The sequence below is a fragment of the Nonomuraea sp. NPDC005650 genome, from assembly GCF_040605375.1.
Lineage (GTDB): Bacteria > Actinomycetota > Actinomycetes > Streptosporangiales > Streptosporangiaceae > Nonomuraea.
This window is the reverse complement of sequence record NZ_JBEXCR010000035.1, coordinates 76,500-97,924: the sequence shown is the minus strand read 5'-3', so window position 1 is coordinate 97,924 and position 21,425 is coordinate 76,500. Positions and strand designations below refer to the sequence as shown.

Here is a 21,425-nt window from a genome sequence, read left to right as displayed (position 1 = left end):
GTGACATTTGTCAGGCCAACGCCGGGCCGGACGTCACACGCGGCAGGCGTAGATGTCGGTGACCAGGATCGCCCGCGCGCCGATGTCCCACAGCTGGTCCATCACCAGCTGGTGGCCCTGGCGGCGGACCATGACGCGTACGGCCACCCAGCCCTCGCGGTGCAGCGGCGAGACCGTGGGGCCCTCCATGCCGGGCGTGAGCGCGATGGCCTCCTCGATGCGCTCGGCCCGGATGTCGTAGTCCATCATGACGAAGTCGCGGGCGTGCACGACGCCCTGGACGCGGCGGACGAGCTGCCCGACGGCGGGCGTGTCGGGCGCGCTCTGCTGCTTGATCAGCACCGCCTCCGAGCGCATGATCGGCTCGCCGAACACCTCCAGGCCGACGTTGCGCAGCGTGGTGCCGGTCTCCACGACGTCGGCCACCGCGTCGGCCACGCCGAGCCGGATGGCGGTCTCGACGGCGCCGTCGAGCTTGATCACGCGGGCGTCGACGCCCTGGTCGGAGAGGTATTTGTCGAGCAGGCCGGCGTAGGAGGTGGCGATGCGGCGGCCGTTGAGATCTTCGGCCGAGGTCATCGTGCCGGCCATGGCGGCCAGGCGGAAGGTGGAGGCGCCGAAGCCGAGCGGCATGACCTCCTCGACCGGCGCGCCGGAGTCGACCAGCATGTCGCGGCCGGTGATGCCGACGTCGAGCGTGCCTTCGCCGACGTAGACGGCGATGTCGCGGGGACGCAGGAAGAACAGCTCGCAGCCGTTGGCCTCGTCGACGACGACGAGCTCCTTGCTGTCCCTGCGGGACCGGTAGCCGGCCTCCTTGAGCATGTTCTGGGCCGCCTCGCTGAGCGAGCCCTTGTTGGGTACTGCCAGACGCAGCATGTTCGGATCCTCGATCTGTCTCGCTGTTGCTTCTCCAGGGGCTGGGTGGCGGGCGCCGGGCGCCCTAGAGATGCTTGTAGACCTGGTCGAGGCCGATGCCCTTGGCGATCATGAGCACCTGCACGTGGTAGAGAAGCTGGGAGATCTCTTCGGCGGCCCTGTCGTCTGACTCGTGCTCGGCGGCCATCCAGCTCTCGGCGGCCTCCTCGACGACCTTCTTGCCGATGGCATGGACGCCGGCGTCGAGGGCGGCCACGGTGCCCGAGCCCTCGGGCCGGGTCCTGGCCTTCTCGGACAGCTCGGCGAACAGCTCTTCGAAGGTCTTCATGGTCTCTCTCGTGGGTTGGCTGGCGTGCCTGTCAAGCCTAGTCTGCGCGAGAGGGTGACGCCGCCCCGCGTCCGCCACGCGAGACGGCCGCGCCAAAACGCCGTCCGGGGGCGGCGCCGCGTTCTCAGCCGAGCGCCTTCCCCGCCCTCGCGATCCGCTCCATGGCGTGCGCGGACTCGCCTCCCTCGTGCCCGTTGTACGGGTAGATCTTGATGTCCTTCTCGCCCGCGTAGTGGTTGTAGGCGGCGAACACCGTGGACGGCGGCGTGATCCCGTCCTGCAGCCCGACCGAGAACAGCGCGGGCGTGGCGGCGCGGGCGGCGAAGTTGACGCCGTCGAAGTAGGCCAGGGTCTCGAAGACGGGCTCCACCCTCTCCTTGAACGCCCGGCAGTAGGCGGCGATCTCGGCGTACGGGTGCTCGGCGGTGATCTGCGTGGCGTGCCGGATGTGGCACATGAACGGCACGTCCAGGAAGGCAAAGGCGAGGCCGGGCGCCAGCGCCGAGGCGGCCAGCGCGATGGCCCCGCCCTGGCTGGCGCCGCCGACCGCGACCGCGCCCACCATGGGGTGCGCCCTGGCGGCCTCGACCGCGCGCACCGCGTCGGTGTAGAGGCGCCGGTAGTAGTAGGCGTCCGGGTCGTGGATGCCGCTGGTCATGACGCCGGGCGTGGTGGGGCCGGAGCCGGGATAGGGGTCGGCGGTGTCGCCGCGCCGCCACCCGCCGGCGCCCTGGCCCCGGCTGTCCATGACGAAGACCGCGTAGCCGACGCCGGGCCAGAGCAGCCAGTCGATCGGCAGCCCGCGCCAAGAGCCGCCAATGAGAAGCCTGCCTCGTCAGGCCGCCGCCCTACTGCTGTGCCCGGTCAAGGCCATAGCGGCAGCCTGCTTGCAGGTTTCTCATTGTCCCTGGTACTCGACCACGCACGGCACCGGCCCGGCGGCCTGGCGCGGGAGAAGGAGCCAGCCCTTGATCGGATGGCCGCCGAATCCGGCGAAGGTGACGTCGAAGACGTCGGCGATGGTCAGCGGGGAGGCCACGGGGGTGAACTCGGGGGCGAGGTCGTGGGTGCGGGCCTCGGCGAGCGTGCGGTCCCAGAAGGCGTCGAAGTCGGCGGGCTCGGCGCGTTCGGGGAGGTATTCGCGTAGCTGGGCGAGTGGCATGTCAACGAACATCGGCACTCCTGGAGGACATGTCGGGTGCCCTCACCGTAACGGCGATCGTGTCGGCGCGATCATCCGGTCACGGACGGCGGGCGCATGATGCCAGGAACGCCGTAGTTATCGCTGATACGGTTCAGTGAAAGTTTCAGGGAGAGGAGCACGGGGTGAAGAGGCCAACGATCGCCGACATCGCCAGACGGGCCGGCGTGTCCAAGGGGGCCGTCTCGTATGCGCTGAACGGCCAGCCCGGTGTCTCCGCCGAGACCAGGGCGCGCATCCAGGCGATCGCCCAGGAGATCGGCTGGCGGCCCAACGTGGCCGCGCGCTCGCTCAGCGGCGCCAGGGCCGACGCCATCGGCCTGGTCCTGTGCCGCCCGGCCCGCTTCCTCGGCGTGGAGCCGTTCTTCATGGAGCTGATCAGCGGCATCGAGGGCGAGCTGGCGGCCAGCTCGTGCGCGCTGATGCTGCAGGTGGTGCCCGACCACGAGACCGAGATCGCGGTCTACCGGCGCTGGTGGGGCGAGGGGCGGGTGGACGGCGCGATCCTGGTCGACCTGCACGCCGACGACCCCCGGGTGCCGGTGGTCGAGCGGCTGGGCATGCCGGCGGTGGTGACCGGGCACCCCTCGGGCGCCGGCTCGCTGCCCGCGGTGTGGTCGGACGAGGTGGTCGTGCTGCGCGAGGTGATCGAGTATCTCGTGGCCCTCGGGCACCGGCACATCGCCCGGGTGGCCGGGCTGCCGGCGCTGCTGCACACCAGGATCAGGGACGAGGCGTTCGCGGAGATCTGCGCCGGGTCGGAGGTGACCGAGCACCCGGTCGTCCACACCGACTACACCGGCGAGCAGGGCGCCCGCGCGACCCGGCGGCTGCTCAGCTCCCGGTCCAGGCCCACCGCGATCGTCTACGACAACGACATCATGGCGGTGGCGGGCCTGTCGGTCGCCCAGGAGATGCGCCTGGACGTCCCCACCGAGCTGTCGATCGTGGGCTGGGACGACTCGCCGCTCTCCCAGGTGGTGCGGCCGGCGCTGACGGCGGTGACGCGCGACATCCCCGCCTGCGGCGCGCACGCCGCCCAGACCCTGCTGCGCCTGATCGGAAGCGGGGAGACGGGGAGCCTGGAGGGGCCGCCGGCGCGCCTGCTGCCCCGGGGGAGCACCGCCCCCGCGGGCCGTGACCGAACCGTTTCACGGGCCATGTAGCCACAGGCCAGCGCCGCTATAAGGGGAAACATTTCAGCAACCTCCGAGGCTGGCTATTGTAACTTACCCGTTTAAGTGGTGAGATCCCTACACCATTGATTTTGGGCGCCAGTCGTGGGGATGCCCTCGCACATCCGCACGCCCTGTCGCGGGGAGTCCCGGTGCCCATCCGACCGATAGATCGGACAGCCCCATGCGACGAACGATGGCAGCGTGCAGCGTGGTCCTGTTGACGGTCCTCAGCGCGGCCTGCGCCACGAGTGGCCAGACGGAGACCAAGCAGGCAGACCAGAACGCCCCCGTGACCCTGTCCTTCTGGTCCACGGGCGGAGACGACGAGACCGCGACCTTCCAGAAGGCGGCCGACCTCTACCACCAGAAGCACCCGAACGTGACGGTCAAGGTGCAGACCCTGTCGTGGAGCGACGCGTACGCCAAGTTGCTGGCCGCGGCCACCAGCCGCAACGGCCCCGACGTCATCTCCGGCGGCATGACCTGGACCATCCAGTTCGGCACCAGGGGCGCCATGGTGGACCTGCGCAAGTACGGCGCCGACTCGCTCAAGGCGCAGGCGCTGCCCGCCCAGTGGGAGTCGGCCATCTCCCCCGACGGCTCGGTGTACGGCGTACCGCTGGACATGTCGACCCTCGCCCTGTACTACCGCACCGACCTGCTGGAGAAGGCCAAGGTCGAGCCGCCCAAGACCTGGGAGGAGCTCACCGCCGCCATCGACAAGCTCAAGGCCGCCGGCGTGAAGAAGCCCTACAGCCAGGACTGGGGCAACCTGGACTGGATCGGCTACTTCAACTACCTCTACCAGGCGGGCGGCTCGTTCTACACCGCCGACTGCAAACCCTCGCTCAACACCCCGCAGGCCGAGCAGGCGCTGACGTACTGGGCCGACCTGTACAAGAAGCACGGCGCGCCCACCGCCACCGTCGAGGGCTCCGACGCGCTCGACACCGGCACCGCGATGGTGGTCGCGGGCAACTGGATCGCCAAGGGCATCGACATCAACAAGCCGAAGCTGAAGGGCAAGTGGGCGATGACCACGATCCCGGCGGGGCCCGCCGGGCCGACCGCGTTCATCGGCGGCCGGGCGATCGGCGTGACCTCCTTCAGCAAGTACGTGGAGACGGGCGCGGACTTCGTCAAGTTCATGTACAGCGACGAAGCCATCGCGGCGATCTCGGACGAGGCCAGGAAGCGGAACATCTCCTACATCTCGCCCCGCGCCGACAAGATCGTGAACGGCTCGGTGTTCGCTCCCGAGCAGGCTCAGGTGTTCGAGGCGTCGATCAAGACGGGCAAGGCCGCGCCGGGCTGCCCGGGCTGGGACGAGAGCGCGCCGGACGTGACCAAGCAGCTCCAGTCGGTCATCCTGGGCAAGTCGGACGCCAAGACCGCGCTGGCGGAGGCCGCCAAGGTCATGGAGCGCAACGCCGGCTAGCCGCCCGCCGGGACCGGCGCGGGCTGGTCCCGGCCCCGATCCAGGAGTCCGATCCAGAAGTCTGACCCAGGAGTCTGACATGGCCTCCCCCATCCCCCTGCGCAGCAGGCTGCGCCGCTACGGCACCTCGTACGCGATGCTGCTGCCCTTTCTCGCGCTGTTCGCGGGCTTTCTGATCTGGCCGCTGGCCAACTCGCTCTACCTGAGCTTCACCAAGTTCGACGGGATCAATCCGGCCGCGTTCACCGGCCTGGAGAACTTCCGGCAGCTGGCCTCGGACACCAGGTTCCGCCACGCGCTGGGCAACACGGCCCTGTACGTGGTGGCCTCGGTCGTGTTCGGCACGCTGCTGTCGCTCGGCCTCGCCCTGGCCTTCAACGGGACGAGCTGGCTGCACCGGATCATGCGCACGGTGTTCTTCCTGCCCTCGGTGACCTCCTCCATCGCGCTCATGCTGATGTGGAAGTGGGTCCTGTACCCCAGCGACGTGGGCCTGGCCAACACGATCGTGGGCTGGTTCGGCGGCAAGGCGGTCGCCTGGCTGGCCACGCCGGGGCTGACGATCCCCATCCTGGTCGTGATGTCGGTGTGGGGCGGTATGGGCTACGGCATGGTGCTGTACGTGGCCGGCCTCGGCTCGATCCCCGAGGAGTACTACGAGGCGGCCAAGATCGACGGCGCCTCGACCTGGCACCGGTTCCGCCACATCACGCTGCCGCTGCTGCGCCCCGTCACCACGTACGTGGTCGTGACCGGCCTGATCGGCGCCTTCCAGGTGTTCGAGGCCGTCTACATCGTCTTCTCGTCGGGCGCCAACACCATCGGCGGCGTGCTCGACTCGGGCCTGATGATCGTCCCCTACCTCTACGACCAGGGCTTCACCCACTTCAGGCTGGGCTACGCCTCGGCGATCGCCTGGGTGCTCTTCCTGGTCATCTTCGTGCTGAGCCTCATCAACCTGCGCGTGGGCCGCGCCATGAAGGAGCTGTGATGGCCGTCGCCCCGATGGACACGATCGCCCCCGCGCCGCAGCCGTCCCGGCACGCGGCCCCGGCAGGCGGCAGCCGGCGCGCGAAGATCAACGGGCATCTGCTGCGCCTGCCGTTCTACCTGCTGGCGCTGACGATGATCGCGCCGTTCTACTGGCTGCTCATCACGGTGTTCAAGCCGCCGAGGGAGCTGGCCAGGACACCGCCGTCGTTCGTGCCGCAGTCCCCCACGGTCGCCAACTTCTACGACACGGAGTGGACCCCGAAGGGGATCAACCCCGGCCACCTGGCGGGCATCTTCCAGCGCTACCAGGTGGACATGGGGTTCTGGCGGTTCATGCTCAACAGCCTCGTCATCACCACCGCCATCACCGTCGGGTCGCTGCTGATCTGCTCGCTGGCCGCGTACGTGATCTCCAAGCACGACATCAAGGGCCGCCGGACGATCTTCCTGCTGATCATCGCCTCGATGATGGTGCCCTGGCAGACGACGCTGATCCCGAACTACGTGATCATGCGGAACCTGGGCTGGCTGGACAGCTACGCCGCCTACATCGTCCCGGCGCTGGCCAAGGCGTTCGTGCTGTTCTTCCTGGTGCAGTTCCTGCAGTCGCTGCCGAACGAGCTGATCCAGGCGGCCAGGGTGGACGGCGCCGGGGAATGGCGGATCTGGTGGAAGATCGTGCTGCCGCTGCTGCGGCCGGCGCTCGCCGCGATGTCGATCTTCATCGTGCTCGCGGAGTGGAACAACTTCCTCTGGCCGCTCATCATCGTCCAGAGCGACGAGATGGCGAACATACCCGTCGCGCTGGCCCGGCTCAACTCCTACTACGTGGGGCCCGATCACCAGGGCGCGATCATGGCGGGCGGGCTCATCGCGTCGGTCCCGACGATCGTCTTCTTCGTGATCTTCCAGAAGTACTTCACCCGCGGCATCGCCCTCAGCGGCCTCAAGGGCTGACCGTTCCTAGGCAAAATCGCCGGCGTCAGCCGGATCGCCATGCCCCGGACCTGATCTAGGTCCAGGTGCACCCCGAACGGTCTTGGGTGCGGGGAGCTGCGCGAGTTGGCCGCCTGGGCCCCGGCAGGTCTTGCCGCCCTCGTGGGACGTGCCTACGGTCCTGGGCGGGCGCGCGGCCCCTTGCCCTTTCGGAAGCGATACGGCCTGGCCGGTAGCTCTCCGCACCGCCATCCTCTGGTGGCGGACGGTCACACCTGGCCGACGCCGTATCGCATGCCCGAAAGCGCGTCGTGCGATCGCCACCGCAGCAGCATGATGCCGGGTGGCAGTGCTTCTGCTTGGCCTGCTGTTGCAGGGGGCGGTGCCAGTTCTGGCCGCCCCACTTGGAGGTGTAGGCCGGATCGACGGCGATCACGACCAGGCCACGGTGGCACGCCATGCCGCGCAGCCGCTCGCGAAAGCGGGCGGTGGGCATGCCAGCAACGGTGCGGCGGAAGGCCTTGCCCCGGCGGCCGCGCCCCATGCTCTCCCGGCCGATGTTGCGGGCGTCGTCGAAACCCAGGTTCTCGATCGCGATCCCGGCACAACCGTGCTGGCGGGCAATCCGGATCAGGTCACTGATCGCCTGCCGCAGGCGGCCGTCGCGCTGGGCGGCGGGGCCGGTCAGCGCGGTGGGGATCGTGATGGGCTCGCCGATCGGATTGCCGCAGGCGTCGATGACGCAGACTGCGAGGTGGTCGGCGTTGAGGTCTACTCCCAGCAACCGGGCGCCGGAGGCGGCCAACTGCTCCGTGGATGGCAGGGCGGGGGTGTCGGCGGACCAGGAAGCGTCCAGATACCACCGATCCCGCACCGGGTCTTGGACGATGTCATAACGCACCGCCCGGTGGGCCTGGACACGGTCCAGCCACTGCTCGCGGCGGTGGTGGAAGCGCGCGCTCCCGGCCAGCCGGTAGCGGCCCCGGGGGGCGTTGGCCAGGTGCCGCAGCGGTTCCGGCAGCACGATCGTCACCGAGCCGTCGCCCGGGTCGACGGTGATGGTGTAGTTGCCGAACGGCGCTCCGGTCTCTCCATCGGCGGTCAGAAACAGCCGCCGCGCCTCCCACCGCCGACGCCACTGCTGCTCAGTGAGCTCGGCGTCGGCCAGGTGATGCCGAGCCTTGACCAGCCGTCGGCCGCCGACCACGATCGCCGGGCGGCCTTGCTCGATGCGGTACTCTACGCGTGCCAGCCGGGCGGTGAGCACCTGCAGCCGGCGCTGCTTGTGCCACCGCTCCTCCTGATCGGCGTACCCACGTACCCGCCCCCGACGCTGCCCGCACCCCACAGCCAGCCGTCTGCGGATCGCGGCGATGGCATGGCGCAGGACTGCTCGCTGGTCGCGCAGGGAGCGCAGCGAGAGCCGGTACTGATCCTCCGATGTGCGGGTCATCGCCCCGGCCCACCGCGACGACGCCACTGCGGTGAGCCTCTTCTTCCGCTCCGCGCGCCGGTTTTGCGCGGCTGTGACGTCGCCGATGCGGATGCGCTCGGCCAGATCAGCACGAGCATGGCCGCCAAGATGACCGCCTACGGCGGTAAGCACCTCGATATCGCCGACAGACAGCCGCAGACGGTCCCGAATCCGCGCCCCCACAGGGGCGGCCACGGTGAATGGCGCCGCGATCGGCCGCAGCCCCTTCCCTGCCCTCCCACTCCCGCCCACCCCACCACCCTTCGCGGAGTTGCCCGCCCCACTAGGAGCACACAAGATCAGCAGCGAGCCGGTACGTACAGGCTTGCCCCTCACCAGGTCATCGCTCTGAGTGATTAATAGGCTACCGAAATTCGCCGCTGTTGGGTAGAACATGTGAGCGATACCCGGAGTGCCAGCCACTCACGACCCCGCCTCGGCGAGGCCGCCCTTGCCTGCGGCAAGCGTGGCCGCCGAGCAGGATGATCAGCAGCCGATATGTTCGGATGCGAGCGCGGCGGCCACCGGCTCAGCGCCGTTGCCGCAGCCACGGCGCCAGGCGCAATCCTGCTGTCGAGATCAGGAGGGCGGCGCCTGGAGAGACCGGATTTCGATGACCGCCTCAGGGGCTTCCAACCCGATAACGTCTCATCGGACCACCACCTCGTTGACGCAGCGCAGCACCGGCGCGCGGACCAGGGCCCGTTCGTCCAGGCCCGCCGTAGCGATCAGGAACTCGGCCCGCTCGCCCGGCAGCAGCGTGACGAGCTGGTCGTCGGCCTGCGCGTCCGGGTCCAGCCGGTCGGGGAAGACGGCCAGGTCGCGCAGGAGCGTGCGCGCGGTGACCGTCAGCCGGAGCCCGCCGGGGACGGCCTCGGCCGCCGTGTCGTAACGCGGCTCGGGCAGGCGCAGGTCCCGGTCGGGCGCGAAGAACCACCACGCCCGGCCCACGGCCGCCTCGCCCGGCCCGCTGACCGCAGCGGCGACCGGCTCGCCCGCCGGCTCGCCCGCCGGCTCGCCCGCTGGCTCGCCCGGCTCGGTGATTCCGGCGACGATCAGCTCGCCGGCCGCCTCGCCCGGCTCGGCGACCGGTGCGGCCAGCGGCAGGGTGACGACCGCCCGCGGCGGCACGTCCAGCTCAAGGTCCTGCGCCGCGAGCGCGGCGCCGTCGAAGCCGTGCCGTACGGCCCGCGCCGGCGCCCGCCACGGCAGCGCGGTGTCGTTGACGGCGACCAGCGCCAGGCCGCCGTCGCGCGGCTGCACGGTCAGCAGCCGCTCGGCGTACGCCCTGCGCAGCGCGTGGAACAGCGGCTTGCGCCGGCCGTCCCCGTCCACGGCCGACCACGAGGTGACCGGCCAGCAGTCGTTGAGCTGCCACACCACGCTGCCCGCGCAGTGCGGCCACAGGGCCCTGAAGTGCTCCACCCCGAGCTGGATCGCGCGGGCCTGGTTGACCTGGGTGAGGTAGTGCCAGTCGTCGAAGCTCTCGGGGACCGGGAAGTGCGGCTTGAGCCCGGCGGCCAGCTTGAGGTTGCCGTCGACGGCCTTCTGGTGGTGCAGCAGGCCCCGGGAGTCGGGCAGCAGCGGCTCGTCGCTGATCGCCCGGCGGATCGTGGCGTACGCGGCGGGCCCCTGGAAGCCGAACTCGGCGGCCATGCGGGGCCGATAGTCGCGGTAGACGGTGTAGTCGCGTTCGTTCCACACGTCCCAGATGTGCATGGTGCCGCGGGCCGGGTCGTTGGGCGGCAGGTCCATGGCGCCCGAGTAGGGGCTGCCCGGCCAGTACGGGCGGGTCGGGTCCAGCTCGGCCACGACGCGCGGCAGCGTCTCCAGGTAGAAGCCGCCGCCCCAGCTGCGCCCCTGCAGCCGCTCCTGCCAGCCCCAGTCGGCATAGCCCTCGATGTTCTCGTTGTTGCCGCACCACAGGACCAGGCTCGGGTGCGGGCTCAGCCTGGCGACCTGCTCGCGCGCCTCGGCCTCCACCTCGGCCCCGATCGGGTCCTCCTCGGGGTAGGCGGCGCAGGCGAACGGGAAGTCCTGCCAGACCATCAGCCCGAGCCGGTCGCACAGGTCGTAGAAGTCCTCGCTCTCGTACAGGCCGCCGCCCCACACGCGGATGAGGTTGACGTTCGTCTCGCAGGCCTGGGCGAGCCGGGCGGCGTAGCGGTCGCGGCCGACCCGGGTGGGGAAGCAGTCGTCGGGGATCCAGTTCACCCCTCTGACGAACACCTCGACCCCGTTGACGGCCAGGGTGAAGGCGCCGTCGTCGGTACGCAGCCGCACCTCGCGCAGCCCGATCTCGCGGCGCCACACGTCCTCTCCGGCGGTCACCTCCAGCTCGTACAGCGGCTGTTCGCCGTACCCTCTCGGCCACCACAGCTCCGGGTCGGGCACCTCCAGCGTGAGCACGGCCTCGTCGCCGTCCCCGGGGATCACGGCGCGGGCCGTCACCCCCTTGATCGCCGCCGTGACCTCGGCGGCGCCCGTCTTCTCGACCCGGACGTGGACGTCCACCCTGGCCGTCCCGTCCTCGACGGTGACCAGCGGCCGGACCTCGGCGATCCTGGCCCCGCTCCACTCGTGCAGCCCGATCGGCCGCCAGATGCCCGCCGTGACCAGCGTCGGGCCCCAGTCCCAGCCGAAGTTGCAGGCCATCTTCCTGATGAAGTTGTAGGGCTGGGTGTAGGCGCCCGGCCGGTCGCCGAGCTCCTCCCGCAGCCGCTCGGCGTATTCGAGCGCCGACCCGAACGTGACCGTCAGCCGGTTGCTCCCGCTCCGCAGCGCGTGGCGGACGTCGAAGCGGTACGAGCGGTGCATGTTCGCGGACTCGCCCACCCGCACGCCGTTGAGCTCGACGGCGGCCACCGTGTCGAGCCCCTGGCAGACGAGGTCGACGTGCTCGTGCCCGGTGCCGTCCCACGAGAACTCCGTCTCGTAACGCCACTCGGTGCGCCCGATCCAGGCCAGGCGCGTCTCGTTGTCGTCGAGGTAGGGATCGGGAATCAGCCCCGCGGCGAGCAGGTCGGTGTGCACGCACCCGGGGACTGTGGCCGGCACTGTGGCCGTCACTGCGGCCGTCACTGCGGCCGTCACTGCGGCCGGCACCGGGGCCGGCACGTCGCCGCTCGCGGAGCGGACGGTCCAGGCTTCATGAAGGGGGCGGAACGGGCTCATCAACCCTCCGGGCTCGAGCAGCGGGGAATTGTCATCGCATCACTAAACCCGTTTAGTTTCAATCTTTCCCTGCGGTGACTGAACGGGTTCATGAAGCGTGCTCACGTACTGGGGCGGTGCTGCCTCTGCTGACCATGCGCGGGTTGGCCTGTCGCGTGTCAGCCACCTCGCGGCCCTGGACCAGATCGAGCAGGGCCCGGGCGGCGTGGGCGCCGTAGGCGGCGATGTCCCTGCTGACCGCCGTCAGGTGCGGCCTGGCCAGCAGGCACAGGGCGGAGTCGTCCCAGGCCACGACGGACAGCTCGCCGGGCACCGAGATCCCGGCCTCGCGGGCGGCGGCGGTGCCCGCGACCGCCATCACGTCGTTGTCGTAGACGATGGCGGTCGGCCTGCCGGGCCCGCGCAGGAGGTCGAGCGTGGCGCGCTCGCCGCCCTCGCCGCTGTAGTCGGCGTACACGGTGACGCTCTCGACGCCCAGCTCTGCGGCGGTCGCCCGCATGGCGGCGGTCCTGACGCGGGTGTGCATGAGCTCCTCGGGGCCCGCGACCCTGGCGATCCTGCGGTGCCCCAGCCCGGCCAGGTGCTCGATCACGGTGGAGAGCGCGCCGCCGTCGTCGATCCAGACGGCGGGCAGCCGCCCGGTCCCGCCGGGGCCGCCGATGACCACGGCGGGCAGCCGCAGCTCCTCCAGCACGGCGATCCGGGCGTCCTCGGCCCGCAGGTCCACGACGAACACCCCGGCGACGCGGTGCTGGGCCCACCATTTCCGGTAGATCGAGATCTCGGCCTCGTGGTCCTCGGTCATCTGCAGCAGCAGCCCGACGGAGGCCGCCGACAGCGTGGCCTCGATGCCGGAGATCAGCTGCATGAAGAACGGCTCCAGCCCCAGCGTGCGCGCCGGGCGGTCCACGACCAGGCCCAGCACGTCGGGCCTACCGTCGAACAGGGCCCGTGCCAGGCTGTTGGGCTGCCAGCCCAGCTCGGCGGCGATGGCCTGGATGCGGCGGCGCGTCTCGCTGGAGACGCCGGGACGGCCGTTCAGCGCGAACGACACGGCCCCTTTCGAGACGCCGGCCCTGCGCGCGATGTCGTCGATCGTGGGTCGCTTCATCGGCCGCCCCTTGGGATTTACCGGTTCATATATCTCGCAAGCGCGACTCTACGCAAATGACACCGCCCGCCGCATCCCTTGCGGGACGCGACGGGCGGGTCGGCGATGAAGCGGCGAAGGAGCCTTGGGTCAGCGCTCGAAGCGGCGGCCCGAGTTGCGGCGGTAGCCACCGCCACCGCCGCCGTTGCCGCTGCGCTCGTCCGAGCGGCCACCGCCGGAGCGGTAACCGTCGCGCGGGGCGCGCTCGTCGGAGCGGTAGCCGCCGCGGTCACGGTCGGCCGAGAACGGACGGCTGCGGTCGGAGGCGTAACGCCCGCCGCGGTCCTCCGAGCGGTAGCCGCCGCCGCCACCGCGCTGGCCGCCGCGGTCGTCCTGGCGGACCGGGCGGTCGTCGGAGCGGTAGCCGCCGCGCGGCCCGCCGTCACGGCGCCGGTCGTCCCCGAAGGTACGCGGCTCCTGCGAGCGCCCGAACGGCCGCTCACCATCGGAGTGCCGCCGCGGACGGCGGTCCTCGCCCGAGTTGCCCGAGTTGAACGGCCGCTCGCCGTCCTCGTGGCGGCGCGGACGACGGTCGTCACCCGAGCCGAAGGAACGCTCGCCGTCCTCGTGCCGCCGGGGGCGGCGGTCGCCGTCGAAGTCGCGGCGCTGGCGGCGGCCGTTGCGCCGCTCGCCACCCTGGCCGCCACCCTCGCGGCGGGGCCGCAGGGGCTTGCGGACGTCCGGCTCCCAGACCGGGATGGGCTCGCCGCTCGGCGTGCGGGCGCCGGTCACCTCGGCCACCCGCGGGTGACCGGGCGTGGCCTTCAGGCGGAACGGGTGGATGCCGGCCCGCCGGGTGAGCGCGTCGGTGGAGCGGCGCTCGCTGGGCAGCACCAGCGTGACCACGGTGCCCTTCTCGCCGGCGCGGGCGGTGCGCCCGCCCCGGTGCAGGTAGCTCTTGTGATCCTGCGGCGGGTCCACGTGCAGCACCAGGCTGATGTTGTCGACGTGGATGCCGCGCGCCGCGACGTCGGTGCAGACGAGCACGTTGACGGCGCCCTCGCGGAACTCGGCGAGGATGCGGGTGCGCTGGTTCTGGCGCTTGCCGCCGTGCAGGCCGCCCGACTTGACGCCGACCCTGGCCAGCTGCTTGCAGAGCCGGTCGACGCCGTGCTGGGTGCGGACGAAGACGATCGTACGGCCCTCGCGGTTGGCGATCTCGGCGATGACGTCGAACTTCTCGTCGCGCGTGACCTGCATCACGTGGTGCTCCATGGTGTCGACCGGCGAGGTCGCGGGCGCCACGGAGTGGGTGATCGGGTTCTTGAGGAAGCGCTGCACCAGCTTGTCGACGTCGCCGTCGAGCGTGGCGGAGAACAGCAGCCGCTGCCCGTCGGTCGGGGTCTGCGCGAGCAGGTCGGTGACGACGGGGAAGAAGCCGAGGTCGCACATGTGGTCGGCCTCGTCCAGGACGCTGACCTCGACGTCGCCGAGCGAGCACTCGCCCTGCCGGATGAGGTCGCCGAGCCGGCCGGGCGTGGCGATGACGACGTCAACGCCGCGCCGCAGCGCCTCGATCTGCTTGCCCATGGACATGCCGCCGACGACGACCTTCATCCGCAGCCCGAGGCCGCGGCCCAGCGGCTCCAAGGCGTCGTGCACCTGGAGGGCGAGCTCACGGGTGGGCACGAGGATCATCGCGCGCGGGTGGCCGGGGGCCGGCTTCACACCGGCGATGCGGGCCATGGTGGGCAGGCCGAACGCGAGCGTCTTGCCGGAGCCGGTCTGGCCGCGGCCGAGCACGTCGTTGCCGGCGAGCACGTCGGGAATGGTCGCGCTCTGAATGGGGAACGGGCTGTCGATGCCCTGCTTGGCCAGCCCGGTGATGAGCGGCTTGGGCAGGCCCAGCAGCTCGAACTCGGACGGCCGAACCTCGGCGTCTCTCTCCGGGGCGGAGTCCGCCGGACCGGCGTTCTCGTCGAATGCGGGCATGACAGCGTCAAGCATGGTCACGAAAGTCGTGCCTTTCCGTCGAAGTGGCACGTCACTTCTGCGAAAGGACGAGCCGGGACGTGCGGCGCACGCCGCACAGGGGTTCTGGTCACCCGCCGTACGGGCGGGTCAAATCATTTAAGGGGGTAACACACCGGGCACCGGCCGCAGGCGATGCGAGACGCGCGATGAGACGTCAGGTGCGTTTGTTACCAACGCCGGGATGTTATCTGAAATTCCCCGGACAGGCCCGGTATTTCCGTAACCCTCTATGGCACGCTGAAACGGCTGACGAGTGAACGTCAGCCGTAACAGCAAAAAGATCAGACATTAAATCCTAGCATACGGAGCTGCTCGCGCCCCTCGTCGGTGATCTTGTCCGGGCCCCACGGCGGCAGCCAGACCCAGTTGATCTTCACGTCGGACACCATGCCGTCGAGCGCCGAGTGGGCCTGGTCCTCGATGACGTCGGTCAGCGGGCAGGCCGCGCTGGTCAGAGTCATGTCGATGGTGGCCACGGGCCGCGCGCCGTCGGCCGGGTCGAGGTTGAGCCCGTAGATGAGGCCCAGGTCGACCACATTGATGCCGAGCTCGGGGTCCACGACGTCCTTGAGCGCCTCCATGACCTCTTCGGCGGTGGTCTCACCGTCGAAGTCGGTCGGAGTCTCCACCGGCTTGCTCATCGGGCACTCCTCACTACCGCATCCTTGTAGGCCATCCACGAGAGCAGCGCGCACTTGACGCGCGCCGGGAACTTGGCCACGCCCGCGAACGCGACCGCGTCGCCGAGCACTTCCTCGTCGGCCTCGACCTGTCCCCTGCCCTGCATGAGCCTGGTGAACTCGTCGACCACGGAGAGCGTCTCCTCGACCGTCGAGCCAGTGGCGAGCTCGTGCAGCACCGAGGCGGCGGCCTGGCTGATCGAACAGCCCTGCCCGTCGTAGGAGACGTCCAGGACCTTGCCCCCGTCGCCCACCTTCACCCTGAGCGTGATCTCGTCGCCGCACGTGGGGTTCACGTGGTGAACCTCGGCGTCGTACGGCTCGCGCAGCCCCCGCCCCTGCGGGTGCTTGTAGTGCTCCAGGATCAGCTCCTGGTACATCGACTCGCCGATCATGGCTATGCGAACACCTTCTGAACGTGATGGAGGCCGCGGACCAGGGCATCGATCTCGCCCGTGGTGTTGTACAGGTAGAACGACGCCCGCGTGGTCGCCGGTATTCCGAAGCGCAGGTGCAGGGGGCGCGCGCAATGGTGACCGACGCGTACGGCGACGCCGAACTGGTCGTCGAGGATCTGCCCGACGTCGTGCGGGTGGATGCCCGCCAGCGTGAACGACACCGTGCCGCCCCGCTGCTCCAGCGAGTCGGGCCCGATGAGCCGCAGGGTGGGCACCTCGCGCAGGGCGTCGAGCGCGTAGGCCGTCAGCGTGCGCTCGTGCGCCTCGATGGCCTCCATGCCGACCTCGGTGAGGTAGTCGACGGCCGCGCCCAGCCCGATGGCCTCGACGATCGGCGGCGTGCCGGCCTCGAACTTGTGCGGCACCGGCGCGTACGTCGAGTGGTCCATCCAGACCGCCTCGATCATCTCGCCGCCGCCCAGGAACGGGGGCATGGCGTCGAGCAGCTCGGCCTTCCCCCACAGCACGCCGATGCCCGAAGGGCCGACCATCTTGTGGCCGGTGAAGGCCACGAAGTCGGCCTCCAGCCCGGCGACGTTCACCGGGTGGTGCGGCACGGACTGCGACGCGTCCAGCATGATCAGCGCACCGACCTCGTGCGCCCGCCTGGCCACCTCGACGACCGGGTTGACGGTGCCGAGCACGTTGGACTGGTGGGCGATCGAGACGATCTTCGTGCGCTCGATGATCACGGACGGGTCGTAGTCGAGCCGTCCTTCGTCGGTGACGCCGAACCACTTCAGCGTCGCGCCGGTGCGCTGCGCGAGCAGCTGCCACGGCACGATGTTGGAGTGGTGCTCCATCTCGGAGATGACGATCTCGTCGCCGGCCCCGAGCGTGAAGCGCGGATCGGTGTTGATGGGGTTGCCGAAGGCGTACGCGACGAGGTTGAGCGCCTCGGAGGCGTTCTTGGTGAAGATCACCTCGTCGCGCGACGGCGCCCCGACGAACGCGGCGACTCTGTCGCGGGCGCTCTCGTAGGCGTCGGTCGATTCGGCGCCGAGCACGTGCATGGCCCGTCCGACGTTGCTGTAGTGCAGCGCGAAGTGGTCACGCATGGTCTCGATGACCTGATTGGGCTTCTGGGAGGAGTTGCCCGAGTCGAGATAGACGAGCGGACGCCCGTCGGGCAGCTCGCGGGAGAAGATCGGGAAATCCTTCCTGATCTTCTCCACGTCAAAGCTGATCCTAGTCATGACATCGACTCCGTCGATGCCATGACTAGAGTGCTGTGCCTATTGATGCCCTCACTGCGTTCGGTCATAGAGCTGCCTTCGTGTACTGCTCGTAGCCCTCGGCCTCGAGCTTCTCGGCGAGCTCGGGGCCGCCCTCCTCGACGATCCGGCCGGCCGCGAAGACGTGGACGAAGTCCGGCTTCACGTACCGCAGGATGCGGGTGTAGTGCGTGATCAGCAGCACGCCGGTGTCGCCGGAGGCGCGGAAGCGGTTGATGCCCTCCGACACCACGCGCAGCGCGTCGACGTCGAGGCCGGAGTCGGTCTCGTCGAGCACCGCGATCTTCGGCTTGAGCAGCTCGAGCTGGAGGATCTCGTGGCGCTTCTTCTCGCCGCCGGAGAAGCCCTCGTTGAGGTTGCGCTGGGCGAACGCGGCGTCGATGGACAGCGCGTCCATGCCGCTCTTGAGGTCCTTGGCGAACTCGCGCAGCTTGGGCGCCTCGCCGCGGACCGCGGTGACGGCCGAGCGCAGGAAGTTCGAGACCGACACGCCGGGGACCTCGACCGGGTACTGCATGGCCAGGAACAGGCCCGCGCGGGCCCGCTCGTCGACCGACAGCTCCAGCAGGTCCACGCCGTCGAGCAGCACCTGGCCGCCGGTGATCGTGTATTTGGGGTGACCGGCGATCGCGTAGGCGAGCGTCGACTTGCCCGAGCCGTTGGGGCCCATGATGGCGTGGGTCTCGCCGGAGTTGACGGCCAGGTTGACGCCGCGCAGGATTTCCTTGTCCTCGACGGCGACGTGGAGGTCGCGGATCTCAAGGGTGGACATGGTTGTTATGACTCCTTCGAGAGCGAGACGAGAACGTCATCGCCGTCGATCTTGACTGTGTAGACGTTCACGGGCTGGGTGGCGGGCGGGCCGGTGGGCTTGCCGGAGCGTACGTCGAAGCACGAGCCGTGCAGCCAGCACTCCAGGGTGCCGTCGTAGACCTCGCCCTCGCTGAGCTTCACCTCGGCGTGGGAGCAGACGTCGTGCAGGGCGAACACCTCGCCGCCCTTGCGCACGAGCGCCACCGGCGTCTCGTCGACCTCCACCCCGATGACTCCCCCGTCGGGGATGTCGTCGAGTTTGCACACCTTCTCGAACAAACTCATCGCGCGAGCTCCGCCTCCAGCGCGCTCAGCACGCGCTCGCGGATCTCCTCGACCTCGATCTTCTCGACGAGCTGGCCGAGGAAGCCCCTGATGACCAGGCGGCGGGCCTCGTCGTAGGGGATGCCACGGGCCTGGAGGTAGAAGATGTGCTCGTCGTCGAGCCTGCCGGAGGCGGAGGCGTGCCCCGCCCCGGCGACCTCGCCGGTGAGGATCTCCAGGTTGGGCACCGAGTCGGCGCGGGCGCCGTCGGTCAGGATGAGGTTGCGGTTGAGCTCGTAGGTGTCGGTGCCCTCGGCCTCGACGCGGATGATCACGTCGCCGATCCAGACGGCGTGCGCGTCCTGGCCCTGCAGGGCGCCGCGGTAGTCGACGTTGCTCTTGCAGTTGGGCTGCGAGTGGTCGACCAGCAGGCGGTGCTCCAGGTGCTGCCCGGCGTCCGCGAAGTAGACGCCCGACATGTCGGCGTCGCCGCCGGGGGCGGTGTAGGACACGTTGGGCGACAGGCGTACGAGGTCGCCGCCGAACGTCACCGCGAAGCTGCGGAACGTCGCGTCCTTGGCCAGCTGGGCGTGGTGGTGGGAGACGTGGACCGCGTCGTCGTCCCAGTCCTGCAGGCTGACGACCCTGAGCGAGGCCCCGTCGCCGACGACGAACTCGATGTTGTCGGCGTAGACCGCGCTGCCCTTGTGGTCGAGCACGACCACGGCCTCGGCCAGGGGCTCCACCTTGACCACGATGTGACCGTAGGCGGCGCCGTCACCGGAGCCGGTCAGGGTGAGCACGGTCGGCTTGGAGGTGACGGCCTCGCGCGGCACCGTGATGACGGTGGCCTTCTCGAAGCTGTTCCACGCCTGGGCGCTGACCCGGTCGGTGGGCATGAAGGCCTTGCCGACCCGGGCGTCGTCGCGGCCGACCGTCTCGACCGTGACCTCGGGCGCCGCGTCGACGTCCACCCGGACGTGACCGACGGCCTCGGCCTTGCCGCTGTGCAGGCCCTTCAGCCGCGAGAGCGGCGTGAAGCGCCAGGCCTCCTCGCGCCCGGTCGGGACCTCGAAGTCGCCCAGCTCGTAGGACGCCTTCTCGTGCAGGGTCGACAGGGGCTTCTCGTTCAGGCCCATCAGCCGACGGCTCCTTCCATCTGCAGCTCGATCAGCCGGTTGAGCTCGAGCGCGTATTCCATGGGCAGCTCGCGCGCGATCGGCTCCACGAAGCCGCGCACGATCATCGCCATCGCCTCGTCCTCGTCGAGCCCGCGGCTCATGAGGTAGAAGAGCTGGTCCTCGCTGACCTTGGAGACCGTGGCCTCGTGGCCCATCTTGACGTCGTCCTCGCGGACGTCGACGTAGGGGTAGGTGTCGGAGCGGCTGATCTGGTCGACCAGCAGGGCGTCGCACTTGACGGTGCTGGCGCTGCCGTGGGCGCCCTCCTCGATCTGCACGAGACCGCGGTAGGAGGTGCGGCCGCCGCCGCGCGCCACCGACTTGGAGATGACGCTGGAGCTGGTGTTGGGCGCCAGGTGCACCATCTTGGAGCCGGCGTCCTGGTGCTGGCCCTCGCCCGCGAACGCGACGCTCAGCGTCTCGCCCTTGGCGTGCTCGCCCATCAGGTAGACGGCCGGGTACTTCATCGTGACCTTGGAGCCGATGTTGCCGTCGATCCACTCCATGGTCGCGCCCTCGTACGCCACGGCGCGCTTGGTGACCAGGTTGTAGACGTTGTTCGACCAGTTCTGGATGGTCGTGTAACGGCAGCGGGCGTTCTTCTTCACGATGATCTCGACGACCGCGCTGTGCAGCGAGTCGGAGGAGTAGATCGGCGCGGTGCAGCCCTCGACGTAGTGGACGTAGCTGTTCTCGTCCACGATGATCAGGGTCCGCTCGAACTGGCCCATGTTCTCGGTGTTGATCCGGAAGTAGGCCTGCAGCGGGATCTCGACCTCGATGTTCGGCGGCACGTAGATGAACGAGCCACCGGACCACACGGCGGAGTTGAGGGCGGCGAACTTGTTGTCGCCCACCGGGATGACCGACCCGAAGTATTCCTGGAAGATCTCCGGGTGCTCCTTCAGGCCCGTGTCGGTGTCGAGGAAGATGACGCCCTTCTCCTCGAGGTCCTCACGGATCTTGTGGTAGACGACCTCGGACTCGTACTGGGCGGCGACACCGGCGATGAGGCGCTGCTTCTCCGCCTCGGGGATGCCGAGCTTGTCGTAGGTGTTCTTGATGTCGGCGGGCAGCTCGTCCCAGGAAGCGGCCTGCTTCTCGGTGGAGCGCACGAAGTACTTGATGTTGTCGAAGTCGATGCCGGTGAGGTCGGAGCCCCAGGTGGGCAGCGGCTTGCGGTCGAACAGGCGGAGGCCCTTCAGGCGAAGGTCGAGCATCCACTCCGGCTCGTTCTTGAGAGCGGAGATGTTGCGGACGACCTCCTCGGACAGGCCGCGCTTGGCCGCCGCCCCGGCGGCATCCGGGTCGGCCCAGCCGAACTTGTAATTCCCGAGGCCTTCCAGCTCCGGGCGGTCGGTGACAGTCACCTTCCGGTCTCCTTGCTCTTGTCTCTATGTGCGGATTCACCCAGCGACTGTGGGCTCACATGTGTCGTGCAGACCCCGTCGCCGTGGGCGATCGTGGCCAGGCGCTGCACCGGGGTGCCGAGCAGTTGCGCGAACGCCTCCGTCTCGGCCTCGCAGAGCTGCGGGAACTCCGCAGCCGCGTGGGCCACCGGGCAGTGGTGCTGGCAGAGCTGGTCGCCGCCCGACTTGGCCTTGCTGGCCGAGGCGGCGTACCCCTCCGCCGACAGCGCCTGCGCCAGCACTTGCACGCGCTGGTCCGCCGGCACCGTCCGCATGACCGGCTCCAACCGCTTGAGCAGGCTCGAGACCTGCAGGCGGGCGAAGTCGGCCACCGCTTCCTCTCCCATGCGCTCGGCCAGGAAGCGCAGCGCGCTCCCGGCGAGGTCGTCATAGGCGTGCTCGAAAGCACTGCGCCCCGCGTCGGTGATCGCGAACAGCTTGGCGGGGCGTCCGCGCCCGCGCTGCCCTCGCGGCCCGACCGTGCGAGGCTCTATCATCCCGTCAGCCAGCAGCGCGTCCAGGTGGCGGCGGACGGCGGCGGGGGTGAGCCCCAACCGCTCGCCCAGCGCGGCGGCCGCGACGGGACCATGCTCAAGAATCAGCCTGGCGACGCGCGCACGCGTGCTGCGCTCGCTCCCTGGCTCGATCCCCGGCATGTTT

Annotated in this window: 18 protein-coding genes and 1 pseudogene; 4 read left to right on the top strand and 15 right to left on the bottom strand. The window is 69.9% G+C overall.

The features are described 5' to 3' along the window. Positions 1 to 33: 33 nt before the first annotated feature. The 3 genes and pseudogenes from hisG to ABZS69_RS45890 form a co-directional block, all read right to left on the bottom strand. The gene (hisG, locus tag ABZS69_RS45900) at positions 34 to 879 is read right to left on the bottom strand and encodes an ATP phosphoribosyltransferase (RefSeq protein ID WP_355384472.1); all 846 of its coding nucleotides are present in this window, start codon (positions 877 to 879) and stop codon (positions 34 to 36) included. A 64-nt stretch (positions 880 to 943) separates the two neighbouring features. Then, positions 944 to 1,207: a phosphoribosyl-ATP diphosphatase gene (locus tag ABZS69_RS45895; protein ID WP_192785690.1), complete on the bottom strand. Its 264-nt coding sequence runs from the start codon at positions 1,205 to 1,207 to the stop codon at positions 944 to 946. 124 nt (positions 1,208 to 1,331) lie between these two features. Then, positions 1,332 to 2,369 (bottom strand): annotated as a pseudogene (locus tag ABZS69_RS45890) (acetylxylan esterase). Between the two features lie 164 nt (positions 2,370 to 2,533). Here ABZS69_RS45890 and ABZS69_RS45885 point away from each other — a divergent pair. The 4 genes from ABZS69_RS45885 (at position 2,534) to ABZS69_RS45870 (ending at position 6,974) form a co-directional block, all read left to right on the top strand. Then, complete coding sequence (locus ABZS69_RS45885) at positions 2,534 to 3,574, top strand: LacI family DNA-binding transcriptional regulator (RefSeq protein ID WP_355384469.1); 1,041 nt, start codon at positions 2,534 to 2,536, stop codon at positions 3,572 to 3,574. 229 nt (positions 3,575 to 3,803) lie between these two features. Then, complete coding sequence (locus tag ABZS69_RS45880; RefSeq protein ID WP_355384466.1) at positions 3,804 to 5,024, top strand: extracellular solute-binding protein; 1,221 nt, start codon at positions 3,804 to 3,806, stop codon at positions 5,022 to 5,024. Positions 5,025 to 5,103: 79 nt separating this feature from the next. Continuing rightward, on the top strand, positions 5,104 to 6,015 hold the full coding sequence (locus ABZS69_RS45875) for a sugar ABC transporter permease (protein WP_355384463.1): 912 nt from the start codon (positions 5,104 to 5,106) through the stop codon (positions 6,013 to 6,015). Further along, on the top strand, positions 6,015 to 6,974 hold the full coding sequence (locus ABZS69_RS45870) for a carbohydrate ABC transporter permease (RefSeq protein ID WP_355384460.1): 960 nt from the start codon (positions 6,015 to 6,017) through the stop codon (positions 6,972 to 6,974). Before ABZS69_RS45875 ends, ABZS69_RS45870 begins: the two co-directional genes overlap by 1 nt. A gap of 55 nt (positions 6,975 to 7,029) precedes the next feature. Here ABZS69_RS45870 and ABZS69_RS45865 read toward each other — a convergent pair whose 3' ends face one another. From ABZS69_RS45865 to ABZS69_RS45810, 12 genes are all read right to left on the bottom strand, one after another. After that, positions 7,030 to 8,610 (bottom strand): IS200/IS605 family accessory protein TnpB-related protein, encoded by a 1,581-nt coding sequence (locus ABZS69_RS45865; protein ID WP_355384457.1) that lies wholly within the window; start codon positions 8,608 to 8,610, stop codon positions 7,030 to 7,032. Positions 8,611 to 9,075: 465 nt separating this feature from the next. Next, on the bottom strand, positions 9,076 to 11,601 hold the full coding sequence (locus ABZS69_RS45860; protein WP_355384454.1) for a glycoside hydrolase family 2 protein: 2,526 nt from the start codon (positions 11,599 to 11,601) through the stop codon (positions 9,076 to 9,078). Between the two features lie 88 nt (positions 11,602 to 11,689). After that, positions 11,690 to 12,712 carry a LacI family DNA-binding transcriptional regulator gene (locus ABZS69_RS45855; RefSeq protein ID WP_355384451.1) on the bottom strand — a complete coding sequence of 341 codons (1,023 nt, stop codon included), beginning with the start codon at positions 12,710 to 12,712 and terminating at the stop codon, positions 11,690 to 11,692. 129 nt (positions 12,713 to 12,841) lie between these two features. Then, the gene (locus ABZS69_RS45850) at positions 12,842 to 14,698 is read right to left on the bottom strand and encodes a DEAD/DEAH box helicase (protein WP_355384448.1); all 1,857 of its coding nucleotides are present in this window, start codon (positions 14,696 to 14,698) and stop codon (positions 12,842 to 12,844) included. A gap of 308 nt (positions 14,699 to 15,006) precedes the next feature. Further along, positions 15,007 to 15,366, bottom strand: coding sequence for a metal-sulfur cluster assembly factor (locus tag ABZS69_RS45845; RefSeq protein ID WP_355384445.1), 360 nt, complete (start codon positions 15,364 to 15,366; stop codon positions 15,007 to 15,009). Next, on the bottom strand, positions 15,363 to 15,800 hold the full coding sequence (gene sufU / locus ABZS69_RS45840) for a Fe-S cluster assembly sulfur transfer protein SufU (RefSeq protein WP_350740058.1): 438 nt from the start codon (positions 15,798 to 15,800) through the stop codon (positions 15,363 to 15,365). The genes ABZS69_RS45845 and sufU overlap by 4 nt, the downstream gene beginning before the upstream one ends. 2 nt (positions 15,801 to 15,802) lie before the next feature. After that, on the bottom strand, positions 15,803 to 17,059 hold the full coding sequence (locus ABZS69_RS45835; RefSeq protein ID WP_355384442.1) for a cysteine desulfurase: 1,257 nt from the start codon (positions 17,057 to 17,059) through the stop codon (positions 15,803 to 15,805). A gap of 64 nt (positions 17,060 to 17,123) precedes the next feature. Next, positions 17,124 to 17,870 carry a Fe-S cluster assembly ATPase SufC gene (sufC, locus tag ABZS69_RS45830; RefSeq protein ID WP_355384439.1) on the bottom strand — a complete coding sequence of 249 codons (747 nt, stop codon included), beginning with the start codon at positions 17,868 to 17,870 and terminating at the stop codon, positions 17,124 to 17,126. A gap of 5 nt (positions 17,871 to 17,875) precedes the next feature. Continuing rightward, positions 17,876 to 18,196 carry a non-heme iron oxygenase ferredoxin subunit gene (locus ABZS69_RS45825; RefSeq protein ID WP_355384436.1) on the bottom strand — a complete coding sequence of 107 codons (321 nt, stop codon included), beginning with the start codon at positions 18,194 to 18,196 and terminating at the stop codon, positions 17,876 to 17,878. Then, on the bottom strand, positions 18,193 to 19,314 hold the full coding sequence (sufD, locus tag ABZS69_RS45820; RefSeq protein WP_355384434.1) for a Fe-S cluster assembly protein SufD: 1,122 nt from the start codon (positions 19,312 to 19,314) through the stop codon (positions 18,193 to 18,195). The genes ABZS69_RS45825 and sufD overlap by 4 nt, the downstream gene beginning before the upstream one ends. Next, positions 19,314 to 20,726, bottom strand: a complete 1,413-nt coding sequence (gene sufB / locus ABZS69_RS45815) for a Fe-S cluster assembly protein SufB (RefSeq protein WP_350740043.1) — start codon at positions 20,724 to 20,726, stop codon at positions 19,314 to 19,316. Before sufB ends, sufD begins: the two co-directional genes overlap by 1 nt. Continuing rightward, complete coding sequence (locus tag ABZS69_RS45810) at positions 20,723 to 21,421, bottom strand: metalloregulator ArsR/SmtB family transcription factor (protein ID WP_185079281.1); 699 nt, start codon at positions 21,419 to 21,421, stop codon at positions 20,723 to 20,725. Before ABZS69_RS45810 ends, sufB begins: the two co-directional genes overlap by 4 nt. Between the last annotated feature and the right edge of the window lie 4 nt (positions 21,422 to 21,425).

Excerpts from the sequence above, each read along its gene's own strand:
- sufD (WP_355384434.1), bottom strand. The coding sequence starts at position 19,314 with ATGGGCCTGAACGAGAAGCCCCTGTCGACCCTGCACGAGAAGGCGTCC.
- ABZS69_RS45875 (WP_355384463.1), top strand. The coding sequence starts at position 5,104 with ATGGCCTCCCCCATCCCCCTGCGCAGCAGGCTGCGCCGCTACGGCACC.
- ABZS69_RS45845 (WP_355384445.1), bottom strand. The coding sequence starts at position 15,366 with ATGAGCAAGCCGGTGGAGACTCCGACCGACTTCGACGGTGAGACCACC.
- ABZS69_RS45855 (WP_355384451.1), bottom strand. The coding sequence starts at position 12,712 with ATGAAGCGACCCACGATCGACGACATCGCGCGCAGGGCCGGCGTCTCG.
- ABZS69_RS45870 (WP_355384460.1), top strand. The coding sequence starts at position 6,015 with ATGGCCGTCGCCCCGATGGACACGATCGCCCCCGCGCCGCAGCCGTCC.
- ABZS69_RS45850 (WP_355384448.1), bottom strand. The coding sequence starts at position 14,698 with ATGCTTGACGCTGTCATGCCCGCATTCGACGAGAACGCCGGTCCGGCG.
- ABZS69_RS45835 (WP_355384442.1), bottom strand. The coding sequence starts at position 17,059 with ATGACTAGGATCAGCTTTGACGTGGAGAAGATCAGGAAGGATTTCCCG.
- sufC (WP_355384439.1), bottom strand. The coding sequence starts at position 17,870 with ATGTCCACCCTTGAGATCCGCGACCTCCACGTCGCCGTCGAGGACAAG.
- sufU (WP_350740058.1), bottom strand. The coding sequence starts at position 15,800 with ATGATCGGCGAGTCGATGTACCAGGAGCTGATCCTGGAGCACTACAAG.
- ABZS69_RS45825 (WP_355384436.1), bottom strand. The coding sequence starts at position 18,196 with ATGAGTTTGTTCGAGAAGGTGTGCAAACTCGACGACATCCCCGACGGG.
- ABZS69_RS45810 (WP_185079281.1), bottom strand. The coding sequence starts at position 21,421 with ATGCCGGGGATCGAGCCAGGGAGCGAGCGCAGCACGCGTGCGCGCGTC.
- ABZS69_RS45860 (WP_355384454.1), bottom strand. The coding sequence starts at position 11,601 with ATGAGCCCGTTCCGCCCCCTTCATGAAGCCTGGACCGTCCGCTCCGCG.
- hisG (WP_355384472.1), bottom strand. The coding sequence starts at position 879 with ATGCTGCGTCTGGCAGTACCCAACAAGGGCTCGCTCAGCGAGGCGGCC.
- ABZS69_RS45895 (WP_192785690.1), bottom strand. The coding sequence starts at position 1,207 with ATGAAGACCTTCGAAGAGCTGTTCGCCGAGCTGTCCGAGAAGGCCAGG.